The sequence below is a fragment of the Streptomyces sp. 8N706 genome (assembly GCF_052245415.1).
Lineage (GTDB): Bacteria > Actinomycetota > Actinomycetes > Streptomycetales > Streptomycetaceae > Streptomyces.
This window is the reverse complement of the sequence record NZ_JBQQBW010000123.1, coordinates 1-18634: the sequence shown is the minus strand read 5'-3', so window position 1 is coordinate 18634 and position 18634 is coordinate 1. Positions and strand designations below refer to the sequence as shown.

19 protein-coding genes are annotated in these 18634 nt (G+C 66.1%); 17 read left to right on the top strand and 2 right to left on the bottom strand.

What is annotated here, in order from left to right:
• Window positions 1–1536: 1536 nt before the first annotated feature.
• The 4 genes from ACTWQE_RS29510 to ACTWQE_RS29495 all read left to right on the top strand — a co-directional run bounded on the left by ACTWQE_RS29510 (window position 1537) and on the right by ACTWQE_RS29495 (window position 5743).
• Window positions 1537–1683 carry a hypothetical protein gene (locus tag ACTWQE_RS29510; RefSeq protein ID WP_443332134.1) on the top strand — a complete coding sequence of 49 codons (147 nt, stop codon included), beginning with the start codon at window positions 1537–1539 and terminating at the stop codon, window positions 1681–1683.
• A 173-nt stretch (window positions 1684–1856) separates the two neighbouring features.
• Window positions 1857–3962, top strand: a complete 2106-nt coding sequence (locus ACTWQE_RS29505) for a sensor histidine kinase (protein WP_443332133.1) — start codon at window positions 1857–1859, stop codon at window positions 3960–3962.
• A gap of 18 nt (window positions 3963–3980) precedes the next feature.
• The gene (locus ACTWQE_RS29500) at window positions 3981–4682 is read left to right on the top strand and encodes a hypothetical protein (protein ID WP_443332132.1); all 702 of its coding nucleotides are present in this window, start codon (window positions 3981–3983) and stop codon (window positions 4680–4682) included.
• A complete protein-coding gene (locus ACTWQE_RS29495) occupies window positions 4679–5743 on the top strand; it encodes a ComEC/Rec2 family competence protein (RefSeq protein WP_443332131.1) in 1065 nt (354 codons plus the stop codon). Before ACTWQE_RS29500 ends, ACTWQE_RS29495 begins: the two co-directional genes overlap by 4 nt.
• Before the next feature lie 285 nt (window positions 5744–6028).
• Here ACTWQE_RS29495 and ACTWQE_RS29490 read toward each other — a convergent pair whose 3' ends face one another.
• Both ACTWQE_RS29490 and ACTWQE_RS29485 read right to left on the bottom strand, forming a co-directional pair.
• Complete coding sequence (locus ACTWQE_RS29490; RefSeq protein WP_443332130.1) at window positions 6029–7288, bottom strand: XRE family transcriptional regulator; 1260 nt, start codon at window positions 7286–7288, stop codon at window positions 6029–6031.
• A gap of 158 nt (window positions 7289–7446) precedes the next feature.
• Window positions 7447–7800, bottom strand: a complete 354-nt coding sequence (locus ACTWQE_RS29485; RefSeq protein WP_443332129.1) for a winged helix-turn-helix domain-containing protein — start codon at window positions 7798–7800, stop codon at window positions 7447–7449.
• A gap of 153 nt (window positions 7801–7953) precedes the next feature.
• Here ACTWQE_RS29485 and ACTWQE_RS29480 point away from each other — a divergent pair, with 153 nt between their 5' ends.
• The 13 genes from ACTWQE_RS29480 to ACTWQE_RS29420 all read left to right on the top strand — a co-directional run bounded on the left by ACTWQE_RS29480 (window position 7954) and on the right by ACTWQE_RS29420 (window position 18392).
• On the top strand, window positions 7954–8214 hold the full coding sequence (locus ACTWQE_RS29480) for a hypothetical protein (protein ID WP_443332128.1): 261 nt from the start codon (window positions 7954–7956) through the stop codon (window positions 8212–8214).
• Between the two features lie 35 nt (window positions 8215–8249).
• The gene (locus ACTWQE_RS29475; protein WP_443332127.1) at window positions 8250–8744 is read left to right on the top strand and encodes a WhiB family transcriptional regulator; all 495 of its coding nucleotides are present in this window, start codon (window positions 8250–8252) and stop codon (window positions 8742–8744) included.
• The gene (locus ACTWQE_RS29470; protein ID WP_443332126.1) at window positions 8741–9805 is read left to right on the top strand and encodes a DUF2637 domain-containing protein; all 1065 of its coding nucleotides are present in this window, start codon (window positions 8741–8743) and stop codon (window positions 9803–9805) included. The genes ACTWQE_RS29475 and ACTWQE_RS29470 overlap by 4 nt, the downstream gene beginning before the upstream one ends.
• A gap of 135 nt (window positions 9806–9940) precedes the next feature.
• Entirely contained in the window at window positions 9941–12136 is a 2196-nt protein-coding gene (locus ACTWQE_RS29465; protein WP_443332125.1) for a cell division protein FtsK, read from the top strand.
• 143 nt (window positions 12137–12279) lie between these two features.
• Complete coding sequence (locus ACTWQE_RS29460; RefSeq protein ID WP_443332124.1) at window positions 12280–12531, top strand: hypothetical protein; 252 nt, start codon at window positions 12280–12282, stop codon at window positions 12529–12531.
• A gap of 31 nt (window positions 12532–12562) precedes the next feature.
• Window positions 12563–12751: a hypothetical protein gene (locus tag ACTWQE_RS29455; RefSeq protein WP_443332123.1), complete on the top strand. Its 189-nt coding sequence runs from the start codon at window positions 12563–12565 to the stop codon at window positions 12749–12751.
• 12 nt (window positions 12752–12763) lie between these two features.
• The gene (locus ACTWQE_RS29450; protein ID WP_443332122.1) at window positions 12764–13372 is read left to right on the top strand and encodes a hypothetical protein; all 609 of its coding nucleotides are present in this window, start codon (window positions 12764–12766) and stop codon (window positions 13370–13372) included.
• Window positions 13373–13376: 4 nt separating this feature from the next.
• Window positions 13377–13508 (top strand): hypothetical protein, encoded by a 132-nt coding sequence (locus ACTWQE_RS29445; RefSeq protein WP_443332121.1) that lies wholly within the window; start codon window positions 13377–13379, stop codon window positions 13506–13508.
• Between the two features lie 20 nt (window positions 13509–13528).
• Window positions 13529–14032 (top strand): hypothetical protein, encoded by a 504-nt coding sequence (locus ACTWQE_RS29440; protein ID WP_443332120.1) that lies wholly within the window; start codon window positions 13529–13531, stop codon window positions 14030–14032.
• 88 nt (window positions 14033–14120) lie between these two features.
• The gene (locus ACTWQE_RS29435) at window positions 14121–14957 is read left to right on the top strand and encodes a bifunctional DNA primase/polymerase (protein WP_443332119.1); all 837 of its coding nucleotides are present in this window, start codon (window positions 14121–14123) and stop codon (window positions 14955–14957) included.
• Window positions 14954–16807 (top strand): ATP-binding protein, encoded by a 1854-nt coding sequence (locus tag ACTWQE_RS29430; RefSeq protein WP_443332118.1) that lies wholly within the window; start codon window positions 14954–14956, stop codon window positions 16805–16807. The genes ACTWQE_RS29435 and ACTWQE_RS29430 overlap by 4 nt, the downstream gene beginning before the upstream one ends.
• Window positions 16808–16833: 26 nt before the next feature.
• Window positions 16834–17004, top strand: a complete 171-nt coding sequence (locus tag ACTWQE_RS29425) for a helix-turn-helix transcriptional regulator (RefSeq protein ID WP_443332135.1) — start codon at window positions 16834–16836, stop codon at window positions 17002–17004.
• Window positions 17004–18392, top strand: a complete 1389-nt coding sequence (locus ACTWQE_RS29420; RefSeq protein ID WP_443332117.1) for a tyrosine-type recombinase/integrase — start codon at window positions 17004–17006, stop codon at window positions 18390–18392. The genes ACTWQE_RS29425 and ACTWQE_RS29420 overlap by 1 nt, the downstream gene beginning before the upstream one ends.
• Window positions 18393–18634: the final 242 nt, after the last annotated feature.

Sequence of the window (18634 nt, the reverse complement as noted above, 5' to 3'; positions counted from 1 at the left end):
GAGGGAGGGCTGATCGCGGATCGTCGAGTGCGCCCCCGGCAGGACTCGAACCTGCGGCCAAGTGCTTAGAAGAGAGTGATTCTCTTCGGCGCGATCAAGGCCCTGACCTGCGGCTGAGCGGGACGTACTGAGCCTGAGGCCGTCGGCGCCACCGTGCATCCACCGGAAGCGAAGATTCCGTAGCTCTTGGTGCCGGTACGACTGCCTTGAGTGGGGGCATGCGGGCCGACTGGTTGAGTGCTGGCGCTCGCAAAAGTGGTACCAGCGCACACAGCTCCGGAGGCCGCGTGTACATGAGATGTTACTGTTGGTCACGGCATCGATACGCGGCGACGCACGATCTTCTGTCCGCGAATAGGCCGTACGCCGGAAGCCCTATGCGACCGGGCTTTCGGGAGCCGAACGGCACATCCACGGTAGAGCTCGTATTGCCCCTACCGTCAGATGTCGACAACGAATGCGCCGATCAAGCCAGTCGGAAACTGCGTCGGACGAGAGGACCTGCAGCAGCTCCTTGCAGTCTTGCTCAGCAGCAGACCATGGCTTGATTGTGATCAAGTGATTGTCCACTGCTATGGGCTGGCTTCCGGTGACCATCACACCAGCCGCTCGCGCACCACCACCGGCCCCTGGGCCAGGGCGCGAGGTCCGTCGAACGGCGACAAAGGGTGGGCTCAGCAAGCGTCCGGCGAATCGCCGAGTACGCGGAATTGTGCTGCCGTTATTAACGACAGCGAGGTCTCTGGCTGTGAGGAAGGGTGATTCAGGCCCGATATGTGGGTCCCTGTTATCTACTACGGGGCCCACGCGAACCTCAAATGCATCTTCCAAGCGCTGATCGGCCGGCGGGTCTTGCCACCACAAGGGTCCGGGACATTCCACGACTCCTTTTCGACGGCGCTCGCCAGCAAGGAGGAAAACGTCAATGTCTGTGTATGCGTCAAACTGACCGTGGAGACCTATGCTTTTTACGTTCACGTACTCTTCAGCGCGCGCTCGCCATGTAGCGTAACGACTGCCGCTACGGAGTACGTCTGGCAGCACCGCATAGAGTCGGCGTCCCACAGCTAGGGCACGGGCACCTGCGAGAAGAAATACTGCGGCCTGTGAGACCGACCCCGCCGACCAGTCGTGGATTCCCTCGCTCGGTACCGACCCGTAGGGAGGATTCAACAGAAGGTGACCTTGATACCCGCGTGCAGCGCTTAGAGCTGCGAGCCCATCCGCGATCCTCACGCGTTTGAACGCTTGCACGCCCGCGTCGGACGCAATCTTCCCGGGTCGGCCCTGTTGGTGATGTCGAGCTGCAGCCGCGAGGAAGAGCCGTAGCCGAGCCACTTCAACGAAGGGCGCTTGCAGATCACATCCGCGCAGGAGAGCTCCCCATTGTCCAAGGGTCGCTTCTAGTGTCTGGCATAGAGGGAGATGCTCTGTGGCAGCTAGCAGCAGGTCGCCAGCACCACATGACGGGTCCCAATACTCGGCCTGCTCCCCAGGACTTGGTTCGGCCAGCAGAGATGTGAACCGCTCCTTGACGTGACCGCCCGTGAAGAATGCTCCCTCCTCGCGGCGGACCGTAAGGGGTACGAGCGCGCGCAGTTGCTCTGCTGCCTGGCCGTTCAGGGCCAAGTGCACGTCCTGCTCGACGCGGTTCCAGGCACCACGCCCGACATCCGCGGCTAGCACTTGCAACTGGTCGGTGAAGGCCGCGTAGCCTGCGGTTCGCAAGGGGGACCCCTCTCGGTGGCGTCAACTACCCTTCCGAGCACTGGCAGTGACGATCAGTTGGCAGCTATTCTGCAGCAGACTGGACGGCGGGCGGAACCCGGGGGCCGTCCCAGCTCGGAGGGGGACTCTTGAGCACTCACCTGCGCTTTGCCACGGAGATCTTGTCTCGCCTCGGCGAGGAGCTCATTCCGCACCCAGACTTGGGTGTCATCGAGCTCGTCCGCAACGCCTACGACGCCGATGCTTCTCGGTGCACCGTCACCCTGCACAACGCAACGACACCCGGGGGGACACTGGTCGTTGAGGATGACGGAGACGGGATGACGGCGGACGACATCCGGGAAGGCTTCCTACTGATCGGGCGATCGCCGAAGATCGTCCGGCCGCTAACCGAAGGCGGACGGCGCAAGGTTGGCGAGAAGGGCCTGGGACGCCTTGCTGCGCTTCGTCTGGGACATCAGGTCGAGCTGGTCACTCGCCCGCGGAGCCAACCCGGCGTGGCGCACGTGCTGCATATCGACTGGGCTGCCTACGAGTCAGCCTCCTCCATCGACGCAGTCGAACTCACTGTGGAGACGAAGCCCTCCGAACAAGGGCCAGGCACCAGCATTACCGTCCATCGTCTACGCCAAGGCTTTGCAGAGTCGGAAATGGAACGACTGGGTCGGGCGATGCGGCTCCTTACGGGCTTCTTCGATGACGAAGATAGCGGCTTCGACGCAGTGTTGCATGCACCTCAGTTCAAGCGGATTTCTGAAGCCGTCAGTAAAGGATTCTTCGACGAACATGAGTACAAACTTGTAGCTCAGCTCGATGAGAATGGCCAGGCCTACGCCAGTCTGTACAACTGGAAGGGCGAAGTCATAGCTCAAGGCGACCACGGGGAGGTCGCACAAACTAAGAGTCAGGGCCACTTCCAAGTTCCGATGATGTACCACGCGCCAGCTGCCTCGTTCGAGCTGTGGATGTTCACACTTAATAAAGAATCCTTTGACCAGCGGCATTCCCTGAGAAAGCATTCAGATTTGCGCCCGTGGCTCCGAATCGTGGGTGGTGTTCACCTCTTCAATCGTGGATTGCGCGTTCACCCTTACGGTGACCCGGGGTTTGACTGGCTGGACCTTAATCTTCTGCGGGTTCGGAGTCCGGAACATCGCCCTTCCACCAACACCAGTGTGGGGCGTGTGAGCATAGACGATCCCGAAAACATGTTGGTACCTAAGACTGACCGTCAGGGATTTCAGGAAAATATGGCGTTCCTGGAACTGCGCCACTTTGCCGCCCGAGCAACTGACTGGGCTGCTCGGGCACGTCTGAGTTTGCGCGAAACGCACCGTACTGGCGGGGCCGCGACAGCGCGAAAGGAAAAGCAGGAGGCCGATCGCAAGGTTGACGACGTGCTGCAATCACTGCCCCCGCTTCAGCGTCAAAAAGTCTCTGAATTGGTTAGTACCCAGGACCGTCTGATCAAGGAACTGGAACGGGACCGTCTGCTGTATCGATCCTTGGCGACGGTTGGCATCAGCACTGCGGTTTTCGCGCACGAGTCCATTGGGTCAGCGGGGGGTCTCGGACAGGATCTTGAGACCATTGAGCGTCGAGCTCGTTCTATTCTCGGCAGTGAAATGTACGGCGATCGCATAGAGAAGGTACTGACACGGGCTCGCAATACTGCGACTTCCATCCACTCATTTGCGAAACTTCCGCTGAGAATGTTGCGTAGGAGTAAGCGACGAGCCAAGGTCGTTGATATTAACGATACGTGCAGAGAGTTCGTGGAGATGTTCGGTGGCTATCTAGCGGACTGGCATATCCAGCTTGATTTGGACCTCTGTGGGGAGCCGGCACGGGTCCTCACACCAGCAGCGGACGTCGAGTCCATCTACGCCAACCTGGTGATCAACGCAGCAAGATCTTTCAGCCGAGCCACAGATGCGACACGCGACAGGGTTGTTCTCATCCGCACCCGCGCGGATGAGACCAGTGTTTCAATAAATGTCGCTGATTCTGGCCCTGGCATCTCCGGTATCTCACTGAAGGACATTTGGCTGCCCGGGGAGGGCAGCACTGCGGACGGAACAGGGCTTGGGCTCACCATTGTCAAGGACATCGTTGCAGATTTGCATGGAAAGAAGACAGTTCTTGAGGACGGTGAGCTTACCGTCGAGAAAAATGGCGAACTTGGTGGGGCGTCATTCAAGATCATCCTTCCGCGTCAAGCAGACCCCCAGTAGTAGTGAGGGAAGTGAATAGTGCTTGGCGATAAGAGCTCGCCCGTAGCTGTTCTTGACGACAGAGAGGATGATCTAGCCCGCGCGTGTGACCAGGTCGAGGATCTCAATTTGTCGGTCATGTCCTTCCTACTGCGAGGACCCAAGGGCATAGATCATCTGTTGGATGAGGTCCTCCAAGGGGGTTGTAGTGCGCTCATCTCTGACCACCGGCTTCATCCACGTGGCGGTGTCGATTTCGACGGTGCAAAACTTGTCGCCCGGGCGAACGAGCGTGGTCTGCCTGCCATCCTCTACAGTGCTTATGTCGAGGATGATGAAGCAACGAGTATTCGCACCTGGCGATACGGAATTCCCAGCATTGTTAAGAAGGGGCCTGGCTCTACAGACGCGATCGCGAATGCATTGCGCGTAGCTCAAGAGGAAGCAGCGGGAAAACGGTCGCTGGAACGCAAGGGGTTCGTCACGCCTATCAGGGTGGTGGATGTCCATGACCACGTTGGCCGGCCGACGTTGGATGTCACGGTCACTGCCTGGAAACCTGACGTTGCTGTCACGATACCAATCGCACTCCTCCCTCCCGGCTATCGCGTTCAATCATCTGCACTCGTTGGGAAGATCTTTCTTGGCGAGGTGAATTATTATGCCGACCATGAGTCTGATCTATTCTTCCACCAGCTACGGCCAGCTCCGGTTCCACCTCCGGAGTGGGGAGCGTTGTGACATCGATTCAACAAGATCTTCAGCTCCCGCCTCTAGCTTCGGAAGATGTCGAAGCCTTAATTCTCGATGTGGGTCATGGGAACTCTGCCATTCTGCGCGAGGGTGACCGCTGCGTAGTTGTTGACGCCAAGACAGACAAAATGCTGTATCAGGCGCTTGTTGACTCCGGTGTTCGGAGAATTGAGCATCTGGTTTTGTCGCACGCTGACACGGATCACATAGCGGGGGCACTCCGCATCCTTCCCAATCGAGAATTTGAAGTCGGTACGGTATGGGCAAACGCGGACAGCACTAAGGACTCAAGAAAGTGGAGCGAACTACTCGCTCTGCTCACGCACCTGTCGGATTCTGGCGTTTGTAGAGTTCGGATCGGAATTAGCAGTGCAGATCGTGATGATCTTTCGCTGGAGCGTGTAGGAATTCAAGTCTTGCATCCAACGCTTCGAGACATTGGGCATGGTCCAGGCGCTGCAGGCAAGGCCAGGCCAGAAATTACGACTAATGGCATGTCTGTCGTCCTGCAGGTGAATCTAGATGGTAGTCCAGCTCTCTTTTTGCCGGGCGATGTGGACGCTGCAGGTTTTCGGCAAATTGTTGCACGCGCAGAGCTGCGATCTGCCCCAGTTTTGGTCTATCCGCATCATGGCGGGCACAGCGGGTCTCCTTTGGAGTCTGAGTTTGCTGATGAGCTGTGCGCCACTCTGAAGCCTGAAGTGGTCGTTTTCTCCATGGGGCGCGGGAACTATGAAAATCCCCTGCGCGAGGTTGTTGAGCAGATCAGGGATTCATTTCCATCTATACGACTTGCTTGCACACAATTATCTCGTCAGTGTCACCCCAGCGTGCCGGCGCAGACCGATCGAGTGCATCTGACTATGCACCCCGCTTCTGGGCGGGCATCGGGTACGTGCTGCGCCGGATCGGTCCGCGTGCGGGCAGTGGACGGAGAGATCACGGTCGATCCAGAGGCTGAGGCGCATCGAGATTGGATCGCGCAATTGAATGCACCCATGTGCATTAAGAAGCGAGATGTCCCCAAAGCGCGACAGTCGCAGTTTTAAACTTTGCGGTTGCGCCGTTTCGTTCGTCTGAGGGCGGTGGAGCGGGTTTGGCCGGTGCCCTGCCTGGTCTGGGGTCGAGCATGATCAGGGGGTCGTACGCCTTGCTGGCAACTCGGGCAGGCTTGTCCCTTGCCCGCAATGTGTCCGAGTGGCCCCCCTGTCTTGCTCGACGCGGGACCAGGACCGAGGAGGTGGCTAAGCCGTGGAGCCGACCGGCCCCAGCCACAGAGGTTTCTCTGCTCCGCCTGCTGCACGGAGCGCGCCCGCGCCGTGCGCGGGCCTTGGTTAGGTAGGGAAACTTTCGCCAGGCAGGAAGCCTGGCTTCGCTCGCCCCAGGTCATTGAGGTGGCTGAGATACTCCAGGGCCGCAGGTTCCGCGCTGTACCGATCGCGCATCACTGCTGCCAGTTCGCGACTGGTCATGATGAGTGAGGGGACGGATTGGCGGTCGCCTTGGAGGGCGCGTTCGCCGTGGATGAGGGCTTGTTCGAGGTCGCCCTCGCGGGCTGCCGTCACGCCCAGGGTGACTCGGGCCTCCGCGTTGCGCATGGGGGAGCGTTCTGTGCCATCGAAGTCTGTGCCGGTCCGGAGGACCTCGTCCGCGAGGGTGCGGGCGAGCTTGTTCTCGCCAACCAGGCGATAGCAGTCCATCGCGTAGAAGTCGAACTTGCTGGGGTCTACCACGAAGTGGTTGTCCAAGTTCTCGGGGTGGGGAAGGCCTTCGAGGAGGCGCCGGCCCTTGTCCAGGGCGACCTCGACTTGGCGACGGTCGCCCAGGCGCGCCCAGGCCTTCGCCTCCTGGGCGGCGAGTTGCACGGCGACGCTGTGATGGGCGGCCAGCTCGGCTCCGGCCTGGGCCGCGGCGATGACGCCGCGGTAGTCGCCCGTCGTGAGGGCAAACCACGCGCGCATCTCGTGCGCCCAACCGGCGATCTCTGCGTGCTCTGACTCAGTAGCTAAAGACAGTGCAGCCTGGCGTGTCGACTCCGCCGCGTGGCGGTCGCCGGTGTCGTACTCGACGCAGCCGACTAGGAGGGCAAGCCAGCCGGAGAGGGCGAGTACCTCCCGGTGCTGGGCGAGTGTGAGGCTCTTGGAGTGGAGCTCCACGACGCGTCGCAGCCACTGCCGCCCCTCGATGAGCAGCTGCTCGCTCGGCATGAACGGGTACTCCGAGCAGAGCCGGTCCGTCGTGATCCGGAGAGCGTCGAGGGTGGCGCGGTCGACGTCGGAGCGGTTCAGGCGGCTGACGATCTCCAGCGTTTCCATGCCGCTCGCGGCAAGGATCTCTCGCTCACCATCACGCCGACCGGGAGCGGGAAAGAGAGCGTTCGTCACTGTGCCGAAGGTCGCGGCGATGATCGGCCGATAGAACTCACTGGGGAGGGAGCCGGATTCCCAGCGCTTCCACTGGCGGATCATGCTGTCGTCGGAGGGCAGCTCAGTCGGGGCATGCGCCCGGAGCGCCCGTACCGCGTCACGCTGTGACCAGTCGCGCGCTGTTCGCTCAGCCGTGATGCGCCGTGCCCATGCAGGCCTGTCGCTCATTCGCCCTCCCTCGGGTGCCTTCTGCGAGTCTGGTCCGCGGAGCGGGGGGACACGCAAGAGGACAGTGCGGGGACACCTGGCCTGTCCCCCTGTCTGCGAGGCTGCCCCCTTCCTGTCACTTATTTCACTGCTGCCCGCCACGGCATGGTGGTGCCAGTTCAAGCACCACCCGACGTGGGGCCTTCCTCGAGCGCCGCCACTCGCTCAGTCAACGCCTGAATCTGGGAGCGGATTTCCTTGATCTCTTCGACGATGTCCGGCTTACCGCCGGTACCGCTCGTATCGTCCGTGGTCACGAAGTACCCACGGTTCCCGGCGGAGAAGATGCGCCCCTCGGAGACGAGGATGCGCAGGGCCTTGCCGATCGTCTCGCCAGCGACTCCGAACTCCTCCGCCAGCTTCCTGCTGGGAGGCAGCTTCCCGTCCCGGTACCGGCCCGCCTCGATCCGTTGGCGCAGCTCGTCGGCCGCTTGGACGGACTTTGGTCTGGGGTCGTTCGCGGCGAGAGTCATGCTCCGAGAGTAGCGACCTAGTGCGCTCTGCGGCGTACTGCCTCATAAGGGTTGTGATCTAGTGCGCACTAGTGCACGCTAGGTATTGCGCGGTCGTCTCCGGCCAAGAGAACCCGGCCGCATGTCTCGTCCCGATCGATCACAGGAGTGGTGATGAAGGCGTTAGCTGCTGCTCATGAGGCCATGGGGCCTCATGTCGATGCCGAGCAGTCGCTCGGCATCGACTTCGAGCTCTTCGCCGGGTTGCCCGGCGAGTCCTACCCCGACAAGCGCGCGCGGCTGGCGGTGGCGCGTGAAGTGCTCGCCGACCTGCGGGACGCCGCGCAGTCGGACGAGGTCGCGGCAAGCGCCGCGCGTCTCGCCGCCGCGTTGCTTCGCGGTACTCGGCCCCGCCGGATCAAGGCGGTGGCCTGATGCCTGGCCTGCTCTCCGGTACTCGGAACGGGCACGTGACGGCACGTGCCTCGCTGGGCGGCGGCCTTGCCTTCGAGCTCGCACCGGATCCGGGACTGACGGACGCCCTCTGCAAGGGGATTGAGCCGGAACTGTTCTTCCCCGAGCGCGGCGACTCCCGTACGGCTGCCCTGGCTCGGGAAATCTGCGCTCAGTGCCCGGTGGTGGAAGCCTGCCTGGCCGACGCTCTCCAGACTGAGCGTGGGGCCGGCCACAGCAACCGGTTCGGCATCCGCGGCGGCAAGGGCCCCGAGGAGCGGTACGCGATGTACCGCCGGAGTCTCCGAGCCTCCGCTGAGAACACGGTTGCTCCCCGGTCCTCCAAAACGCTCACCAAGGGGGAGAAGGACCCCGCAAAGTGCGGCACGCGCGGCGGCTACCGGCGGCATCGCGGCAACGACGAGAGCCCGTGTGAGTCCTGCCGGGCCGCGAACGCTGCTGCGGACCGCCGTCTGCGGACGACCGGCTCCACGAAGGGCGCGGCAGCATGAGGTCCGATGAAGTGCCGGCGCTCGCCAAGCCGGAGAGGACGCTGCTCGGTGCCGTCGCCGTGACCGCCGCGGCCGTGGGCGTGCTCGGACTGGCGTCGTCGTTCGACGCGGTGTCGGCAGCTGCGGAGCGGTGGGACTTCGGGCACCCCTGGATGCTGCCCGTAGGCATCGACATCGCGATCCCGGTGTTCACGGCGGCGAACCTGCTGCTGATCCGGATGAACATGCCGCTGGCGTGGGTCCGTTTCGTACCGTGGGCGCTCACCTCGGTGACGTGCTGGCTGAATGTCGCGGCCGGAGACTCGCTGTCGGCCAAGCTTGCGCACGGCACCATGCCACTGCTGTGGGTGGTGCTCTCTGAGATCGCCGCGCATGTTTACGCCGTGCGGATCGGTGCGGTGACCGGGCGGCGGATGGAGAAGATCCGCCGCTCCCGGTGGCTACTCGCCCCTGTGTCGACCTTCGCATTGTGGCGCCGGATGACGCTGTGGGAGGTCACCTCGTACGACGACGCGCTCGTCCGTGAGCGTGAACGCCAGCTGGCGCGCGCGGAGTTGCGGGAGCGGCACGGGCGGCGCTGGCGCGCGAGGACTCCGCGCCGCACTCGTGTCCTGCTCAAGCTCGGTGAGCTCGCCCCGGAGCGCGAGGTCGTTCCGGTCCCGGATGTCACTCGCAGCCTGCCCGTGAGGGAGCCTGTGGCCGAGGACGTGGGCCTCGCAGAGTCGCAGGCGGGGCCCAACAACCCCCCGGCGAAGATCGGGCCCGTGGGAATCTCCAGCAAGCCGCGCGCGAAGCAGGTTGCGGCCGCCCGCACGGCCGCCGCGCGGACCGCCCGCGCGAGCGACCCGGAAGAGAAGGACCACGCGCGAGCGTGGGTCAGCGAGCGGCTGCGCGCGGGCCGCGAGGTCGAGTGGCGCGAGCTCGCCGAGGAGTCCGGGCGCGGGGAGACCTGGTGCCGCGCCCGGATCCGTGAGGCGAAGGAAGAACTCGCGAGCGCCGATCCGGAGCCGCCCGCGGAGCGGGCCGGTCTGCACCTGGTGCCCGTCGGCAGCGATCGGTGACGTCCACCGTGCACCCGAAGTGACCCATCCCGACGAGGAACAGCGCGTTGCGTCAGTGCACGACGGGACCCGGCCGTCAGCCGTCCAAAGCGCCGGCCGGGCCCGCCAGCCCTCCAGCATCGGAAGGAACCGTTAGTGAACCACGAGGATGAGAACGAACTGTTCAACCGGCTCGAAGCCGACATGACGGGCGACACCGGCGCCGAGGTCGTCGACCTGGGCAAGGTACGGTCGGCCCGCTCGGAGCCGACCGTGCCCGACCCCGGTTCGTCCGCCACCGATTCGCCCGTCGAGGCATCGGGCCCGGTGATGGTCGATGGTCCGGCCCCGGCGGGCCCTGGGTTCATGGACCGGATCCGTGGTGCCAAGCGGCGCCCGGTCATCCCGGCCTGGCTCACCTCTGTGGCGGAGCTGAAGGCCGCCACCGGCTGGGTGGCCGGGCACTACGGCCACATGGCCGCCTACCACTCGCTGCGCTCCCCGGTCTACGCCGGCCGCCTGGCGCTGCAGTCGCCGCGCGGTGCGGCCAACTTCATGGGCGGCACCATGCGGTGGGTCGCCGACAAGGAAGGCGAGCCGGTCCGCCTGGCCGCCGTCCGCCGGGAGGACGCAGCCGACTACCTCAAGCTCTCCCGGCAGCGGGATGCACGCGTGCGGCTGCGGACCTGCGTGATGGTGCTCGCCTCCCTGGTCGGCACGGGAGCAGCGCTGGCCCTGTACGTGCTGGCACCCGGCTGGCTGCAGCTGGTCTCGGTCTCGGCGCTGGTCCTGGCGCTGGGGTACGCGGGACAGTCGGCCGATGCACCGGTCATCACGCGCGCGGTGGACCTGCCCAAGGTCGAGCGGCTGACCTCGCAGATCGTGGTCCGTGCCTTCGCCGCGCTGGGCATCGCCGAGATCAACAAGCAGGTGTCCAAGAGCAAGGACGGGGTGGAGTTCAAGGCCCCGATCCAGCGGGACGGCAAGGGCTGGCGCGCCGACCTCGACCTCCCGCACGGGGTGACCGTCTCCGACATCCTCGACCGGCGCGAGCGCCTGGCCTCGGGCCTGCGCAAGCCGCTGGGGTGCGTGTGGCCGGAGCCGGTGCCCGGCGAGCACACCGGGCGGCTGATGCTGTGGGTGGGGGACCAGGACATGGCCAAGGCCCCCAAGCCCGCCTGGCCGCTGGCCAAGACCGGTACCACCTCGCTGTTCAAGCCCGTCCCCTACGGCACCGACCCGCGCGGCCGCGCCGTGTCCTTCGAGCTGATGTACGCCAACTTCCTGGTCGGCGCCATGCCCGGCCGCGGCAAGACCTTCGCCCTGCGCATCCTGCTCCTGGCCGCCGCCATGGACCCCACCGCCGAGCTGCACACCTTCGAGCTCAAGGGCACCGGCGACTTTTCCGCCTTCGAGCCCATCTCCCACAGCTACGGCTCCGGCCCCGGCGACGACGCCACCGTCGAGGCCTGCGTGGACGCCCTCGAATACGTCTACGGCGAGCTGGACCGGCGGGCCCGGGTCATCAACGGGCTGCCCAAGGACATCTGCCCGGAGAACAAGGTCACCCCGCAGCTGGCGGCGAAGAAGTCGTTGGGGCTGCACCCGCTGGTGATGACCATCGACGAGTGCCAGGAGGTCTTCACCCACGAGCGCCTCGGCAAGCGTGCCGCGGAGCTGGCCACGGCCATCATCAAGCGCGGCCGCGCCCTGGGCGTGATCCTGCTGCTGGGCACCCAGCGCCCGGACGCCGACTCCCTGCCCAAGGCCATCAGCGCCAACGTCGGCATCCGGTTCTGCCTGCAGGTCATGGGCCAGCCGGAGAACGACATGGTGCTGGGCACCTCGATGTACAAGAACGGCATCCGCGCCACGTCCTTCACCGCCGAGGACCTCGGCATCGGCTACCTGGTCGGCGCCGGGCCCAACCCGCAGATCGTCCGCTCCTACTACATCGACAACGCCGCCGCCGAGCAGCTGTGCGAACGCGCCCACGCCGCCCGGGCAGCCGCCAGCACCCTGCCCGACCCTGCCACACCGAAGAGCGAGAAGACGGCGGACACCCTGCTGACCGACATCCTCGCCATCGTCCCCGCCTCGGAGACGAAGGTGTGGAACGAAACCGTGGTGGACTGGCTCGCTGAGCTGCGGCCCGAACGCTACGGCGCTTGGGCGGAGATGACCGGCGAGGAGAAGACCGCCCAGCTGACCACCGCACTCAAGCCCTACGGCATCAACGCCGGACAGGTCGGACGCCGCATCGACGGCAAGTTCGTCAACAAGCGCGGCATCGACCGCTCCGACATCGCCGACGCAATCGCGGAGCGTAACCGAAAGCGGGACGCAGGCTGACCCCGGCGGGGCCGCTATCGATAGCGCCACAGCCTGCTATCGATAGCGGCTCCGATAGCGGCCCACATGCGCCCTGATCAGGCCACTAGCCCATAGCGGCCCACCAGTAGAAACCCCTTGAACCCGGCCATGGAGGCCCCGTCATGACCCCTGCGCTCCTCGCTATCGCCATCCCACCCACCGTCACTCTGTGTTACTTGGCGCTGTGTGCTTCGTCGCCGTTCGGGCCCTGCCGACGCTGCCGCGGCATGGGCCACGAGCTGAAGACCGACCGCCGCGGACGCCTCAAGCGCGGCAAGGACTGCCGCCGCTGCAAGGCGACCGGCCGCCGCATACGCATCGGCCGCCACCTGTTCAACCTCGCCACCCGACTCCACCGCGACGGCACCCGCTGACCCGCACCCGACAACTGAAAGGAGGCCACTCGTGGCCGTGACCATCTCCCTCGTCTTCCTCTTCGGCGTTCTCCTCGCCTGCCTGCTCCGCTTCAAGTCCCTCGGCTACGGCTCCGCGTTCATCGCCGCAGGCTTCGGCTTCTTCCTCGCCACCGCCGGCGCCGCCGGACCCATCAACGAACTCACCACCGCCGTCATCCAAGCCGTCCAGGACCTCTGAGGAGCCGCTGCTATGAACGACACCGCCACCGCCCGCCACTGGCTCATCGCTGCCACCCCGAAAGCGGCCCCCGCCTTAGCCACCTCCACCGTGCTGGCGCTCGCGCGGATCTGGAACGCCAACGGCGCCGAGCACAGCGTCGGCAATGCCGTCCTGATGGCCGCCCTTGCCCTCGGGGCGGCAGCCGCCGGGGCCCTCGCGGCCGTCGGGCAGTCCGGGGACAGCACCCTCGCCGGCACCGCATTCGCCGCCTCTGGCGGGCTCGCCCTGGCGGGTGTGGCCGGATACGCCGACGGCCTTTCCCTGCCGTTGCTGCTGTGGGTCCTGGCCACCGCAGTGGCCTACGGGGTCGCGGCGCGCTACTGGCGCAGCGACCGGCGCCAACGCCTGGTCCACCAGCGGCACATGAGCGAACGGCGCGAGCAGTACGCCCACGTCGAGCGGGTGGAAGCCATCCGAGGCCGGACTCAGGTCGAGGTAGCGCGCGAGGGCGCCGCTTATGCCGAGGCCCTCGCTCAGGCGCTGACCGCTCGCGCCTCACTGCCCGGTTTCGACCCGGTGGCACTCACCAAGGCCGGACTGCCCGAACTCTCCACCGCCACCACGGACAAGGAGCTCTAGACCCATGGACGAGGCCGACGACCCCTACTGCGATCTGTGCGATCCCAGCGACGGCACCGAGCCGTACCCGTACCCCCACTGCTGCGGCTGCGGCGCGACGGGCGCCGGCGACGCTCCCGACTGCATCTGCGAGTAGCACCAACCGAGAGGAGAGCCATGTTCGAGATCCGTGTCATCTGCGAGGACCACGACGCGCCCAAGGTCACCGAGACCCTGTCCGCCGCGTTCACCGCGGGTGCCGTGCGCCGGCACCGCATGCGCGACGGCCGGCGGACCCGCCTGTACGTCACCGCCGATCACCGCCCGGCTGGGCCGTGGCCGACACCCGAGGCCGCGTACGCCCAGGCGCCCAGCATCATCAGCGAGATCGGATGGACCGCTCACGAGGCCCGTCGTTCGTTCGACCGGCATTTGGGACGGGAGTTCTGGGTGCGCAAGGCGGCTGTTCTGGACCGCATCGCCCTCTCCGATGAAGCCGAGGGCCTTCATGGGGACGCCGGGGACCTCGCCGCGGGAGCCGCCCGCCGCCTGATCGACCTCGACAGGGCCGGAGACGGCAACTACCACGGCACCCCGTACTGGCCCGAGCACCCCGAGACCGCTGTCAACCCCCGCGCCTACGTCCGGCAGGAGTACGCCGCCTGGCTCAAGCGCCAGTAGATACGCCCGGGGGCGGGTGTCTCCGGCCAAGGAAACCCACCCGCCCCCGGTTCTCCCGTCCCGATCAAAGAAACAGGAGAGCTCCAGAATGCCCCAGCACGACCCCGACGGACAGCTCAGGGGTGCCCTTGACGCGGCCGCCCGCGGCTGGCATGTCTTCCCCCTCCTACCGGACAGCAAGCGCCCCGCCATCCGCTCCTGGGAGGTCCGGGCAACCACAGATCCCCATCGGATCCGCCGTTGCTGGGGGACCGCGCCCTACAACGTCGGCTTGGCGACCGGCCCCTCCCACCTGGTCGTCGTCGACCTCGACACCCCCAAGGGGGAGGACGACGCACTGCCTGAGGCCTGGGCAATGCCCGGCATCGCCGACGGCACCGATGTGCTCGCCGTTCTGTGCGAGCGCTACGGGCAGCCGTACCCCGGTGACACATTCACGGTGCGCACCGGCCGCGGTGGCACCCATCTGTACTTCGCCGCACCGGGCGGGACGGAGCTGCGCAACACGGGCGGCAAGCTCGGATGGAAGGTGGACACTCGCGCCGCCGGCGGTTACGTCGTGGCCGCGGGAAGCATCGTCGACGGCCGCCGGTACGAGACCACGCGCGTGAGCCCACCGCCCGCGCTGCCCGACTGGCTGGGCTCTCTCCTGACCGTCAGCCCGGCACCGCCGCCGGTCCGCATCCCCCTCAGGCGGCCCGGCCGCCGTGGGCTGGGCCTGGTGAAGCTGGTCCTGGCCGCCGGCGCTGGAGAACGCAACAACCGCCTGTACTGGGCCGCGTTGCGGGCCTACGAGAACGGCGGCCAGGAGGCCGACGGCATCGCCGCTGCACTCGTCGAAGCCGCCGTCAGCGTCGGCCTGCCGGAGAGCGAAGCCCGCGCCACCGCGGCATCCGCCGAGCGCCGCATCCGGAGCAGCCGATGACGCACGACGACAAGGCCAGAGAGCTGCTGACCAAAAACGGAATCGACCCGGATGCCAAGGAGGGCGGCAAGGGACCCTCGCAGGCATCCCAGCTGGTCGCACTCGCCCGGGAACGTTTCGACGTCTTCATGTCCGACGACGGACGCCCCTACGCCGTCACAAAAGGCGGTCCCAACATCGCTCTCCCGCTCCGGGGAAAGGCCGGTCTGCGCTCCCAGCTCGCCCGCCTCTACACCGACGCAACCACAGGCAATGTGCCCTCGCAATCGGCCCTCGCGGACGCGATGACCGTGCTCGAAGGGATTGCCGCTGTTGCCGACCCATGCACACCACAGCTGCGCTGCGCGCGATCCGGTGAAGAGATCGTGATCGACCTTGCCACCTCCGATGGCCGATGCGTCATCGTCGGTCCCGACGGGTGGCGCCGCGAGGCTCGCTCGCCCGTCCTCTTCCGACGCTCCGGAGCAATGAAGGCCCTGCCGGCACCCGTACGCGAGGGTGACGGCTTAAGCCGACTGCGCGCCCTTATGAACACCAGCGACGAGGGGTTCCACCTGCTGGTGGCCTGGCTGGTCGCGTCGTTCATCCCGGATCTCCCGCACCCGATCCTCACCTTCCGCGGCGAGCAGGGCACGGGCAAGTCCAAGGGCGCCGCAATGGTCATCGGGATCGTCGACCCCTCAGGAGCTCCCAAGCGCACCGCACCGCGCGACGTGAAGTCGTGGGCAACCCAAGCCTTCAACTCCTGGGCGCTCTGCATCGACAACGTCTCGTACATCCCCGACTGGTTCTCCGACGCCCTGTGCCGCGCCGTCACCGGGGATGGCATCGTCGACCGGGCGCTCTACACCGACGACGACGTCGTCGTGCTGGAGTTCCGCCGGGTACTGGCGATGACCACCATCGACGCCGGAGCCCTCGCGGGCGACCTCGCCGAACGGCTGCTCACCATCGAACTGCACACCATCGCCGACAAGAACCGACGCGAGGAAGCCGAACTGGACCGCGCCTACCAACAGGCCCACCCGTCCATCCTCGCCTCACTCTTCGACCTCCTCGCGGAAGTTCTGCGAGTTCTTCCAGACGTGCAGCTGACCGCCCGGCCGCGCATGGCCGACTTCGCCCGCGTCCTGGCGGCCGTCGACTACGTCACCGGATGGGACACCCAAGGCAGCTACCGGGCCACCGCTGCCGACGCCGTTGCCGACGTTCTGGAAGGCGAGCCGTTCGCTCGCGCCGTCGTCGACCTCGTACGGGCCGCCGGCCCCGCCGGAATCTGCATGACCGCCGCAGACATCATCGGCAAGGTCACCACCCCGGAGAAGCTGCCGCGGAAGTGGCCCAAGGACCCCACCCGGGCCGGGGGCCAGCTGAAGCGACTTGCCCCCGCGCTGAGGGCGATTGGCATCGACGTCGATGACACTCAGCGTGAACCCGACGGCAACCGCTCCCGCCTCTACCGGCTCACGTCAGTCGAGACAGGGTGCATTCCAGCACCCGGAGCACCCACAGCACCCGGAACCACGGCTGATCAGCATGAACATCCGGGCGCTGTGGACGCAGCGAGCACCCGGAGGGCCCCCGCCAGCACCCGCGAGCACCCGATGCCGGGTGCTGCGGGTGCTGCATCGGGCGCTGTGCCGTCGCCAGCACCCGGAGCCTGCACCCGACCTGAGCAGGCAGAACTGTCCCCGCCGGGCGCTCCGGGCGCTCCGGGTGCTGCGTTGCAGCCCATCTCTGATCCAACCGTCCTCTGTAAGGGCTGCTCGACCCCGCTTGCCCCCTTCCTCGTCACACAGGGTGCAACGGCTCACCCCTGCTGCGAGCCGAGTGAGGGGGCAGTGAAGTGACGACTTCTGCCACGCCCGCGGCGGCCATGCTCACCGTCGCGGAGATCTGTAAGGAGCTCCGTATCACCCGCTCGACCTTCTACGACTGGCGCTCCAAGGGCCGGGCCCCGCGCTGCATCAAGCTCCCGAACGGCGACCTCCGCATCCGCCGCAGCACCTACGAACACTGGCTCGATTACCGGGAGGAGGGCGCCTGATGGACACCACCTACAACGTCAAGGTCTGGAAGATCGCCACCTACAAGGGCGCACGCGGCACGACCTACACCGTCCGCTGGACTCTGGAAGGAAAGGAGTGGCGGGCTCCCTTCGGGACGCGAGCGCTCGCCGACGCTTTCCGCTCCGAACTGGTCAGCGCGACCCGCCGCGGCGAGGCCTTCAGCCTCACCACAGGCCGCCCCGTGTCGCACCAGTCGGGTGCCAGCTCGGTGAACTGGTACGACTTCGCCCTCCAGTTCTGCGACACCCAATGGCGCCGGACTTCCGGCAACAACCGGAAGAACGTGGCCAAGGCCCTTATGAGCACAACGCTTGCGCTGCTTCGCACCCCGCCGAACGGCTTCAAGCCGGTCGACGTCCGCACCGCCCTCCGGGAATGGGCGTTCAACACCAAGCGCCGCAACGACGCCCCGCCTGAGGTCGCGAGGATCCTCAATTGGGTCGAACGCAACACGTTGACGATGGCGGCCTGGGAGGACCCGGCGAAGGTTGACGAGGTTCTGCATGCGCTGGCCATCAAGCTGGACGGCACGTCCGCCGCCGCATCGTCGGTCAAGCGCAACCGCCGGATCCTCAACGTGGCCATGGAGTACGCGGTCAAACGCAGCATTCTGAGAACCAACCCGTTGCCAAAGGGGAGGGGCACCGCCCCCAAGACGTCGTCCGCGGTGGACAAGCGGTCCCTGCTCAACCCGAGGCAGGCCGGCGACCTGCTCGGTTGGATCTGGCACCGTCCACGGGGCGGCCGGCGGCTGCATGCCTTCTTCGCCACGATCTACTACGCCGGACCGCGGCCCGAGGAGGTCGTCGCGATGCACGTCCAGGACGTCCGACTGCCCAACGAGAAGGACACCGACCAATGGGGCGAGCTGCTGTTCCACACCGCACGGCCCGAAGTCGGCAAGCAGTGGACCGACACCGGAGAGATCCACGAAGAGCGGGGACTCAAAGGGCGAGCCTCGGACGACACCCGCCCGGTGCCCTGCCGCCCCGCTCTGACGAGGATCCTGCGCGAACACATCTCAGCAGAGGAGCTGAAGCCGGGCGACCTGCTGTTCCCCGGGGAGAACGGCGGCATGCTCGCGGGCTCGGTCTTCCGCCGTGCCTGGCGGACCGCGAGGCAGAAGGTCCTCACCCCGGACGAGTACGCGTCACCACTCGGCAGGAGGGTCTACGACCTGCGGCACACGTGCCTGACGACGTGGCTCAACAACGGGGTCCCCCCGGCGCAGGTCGCCGAGTGGGCGGGCAACAGCGTCCCTGTGCTGCTCGCCACCTACGCCCGATGCATCTCGGGGCAGCTCAAAGACCTCCAAAAGCGCATCGAGGCGGGGGAGGCCCTCCCAGACCGGAGAGGGGAGGAGTAACCGTCGCTGCGGAGAACGTCACCGAGCATTCTCCGTGGCCACCCGCAGAAAGCCGGTGACAGCCGGACAGCGCCGGACCGCCTCCGTGATCACTCGGGGCGGCCCGGCGCTTACGCCGGTACTACGCCGCCCCCGCTACAGTGCCCCTGGCCAGCAGAAAAGCCCCCCACGAGGGAGGGCTGATCGCGGATCGTCGAGTGCGCCCCCGGCAGGACTCGAACCTGCGGCCAAGTGCTTAGAAG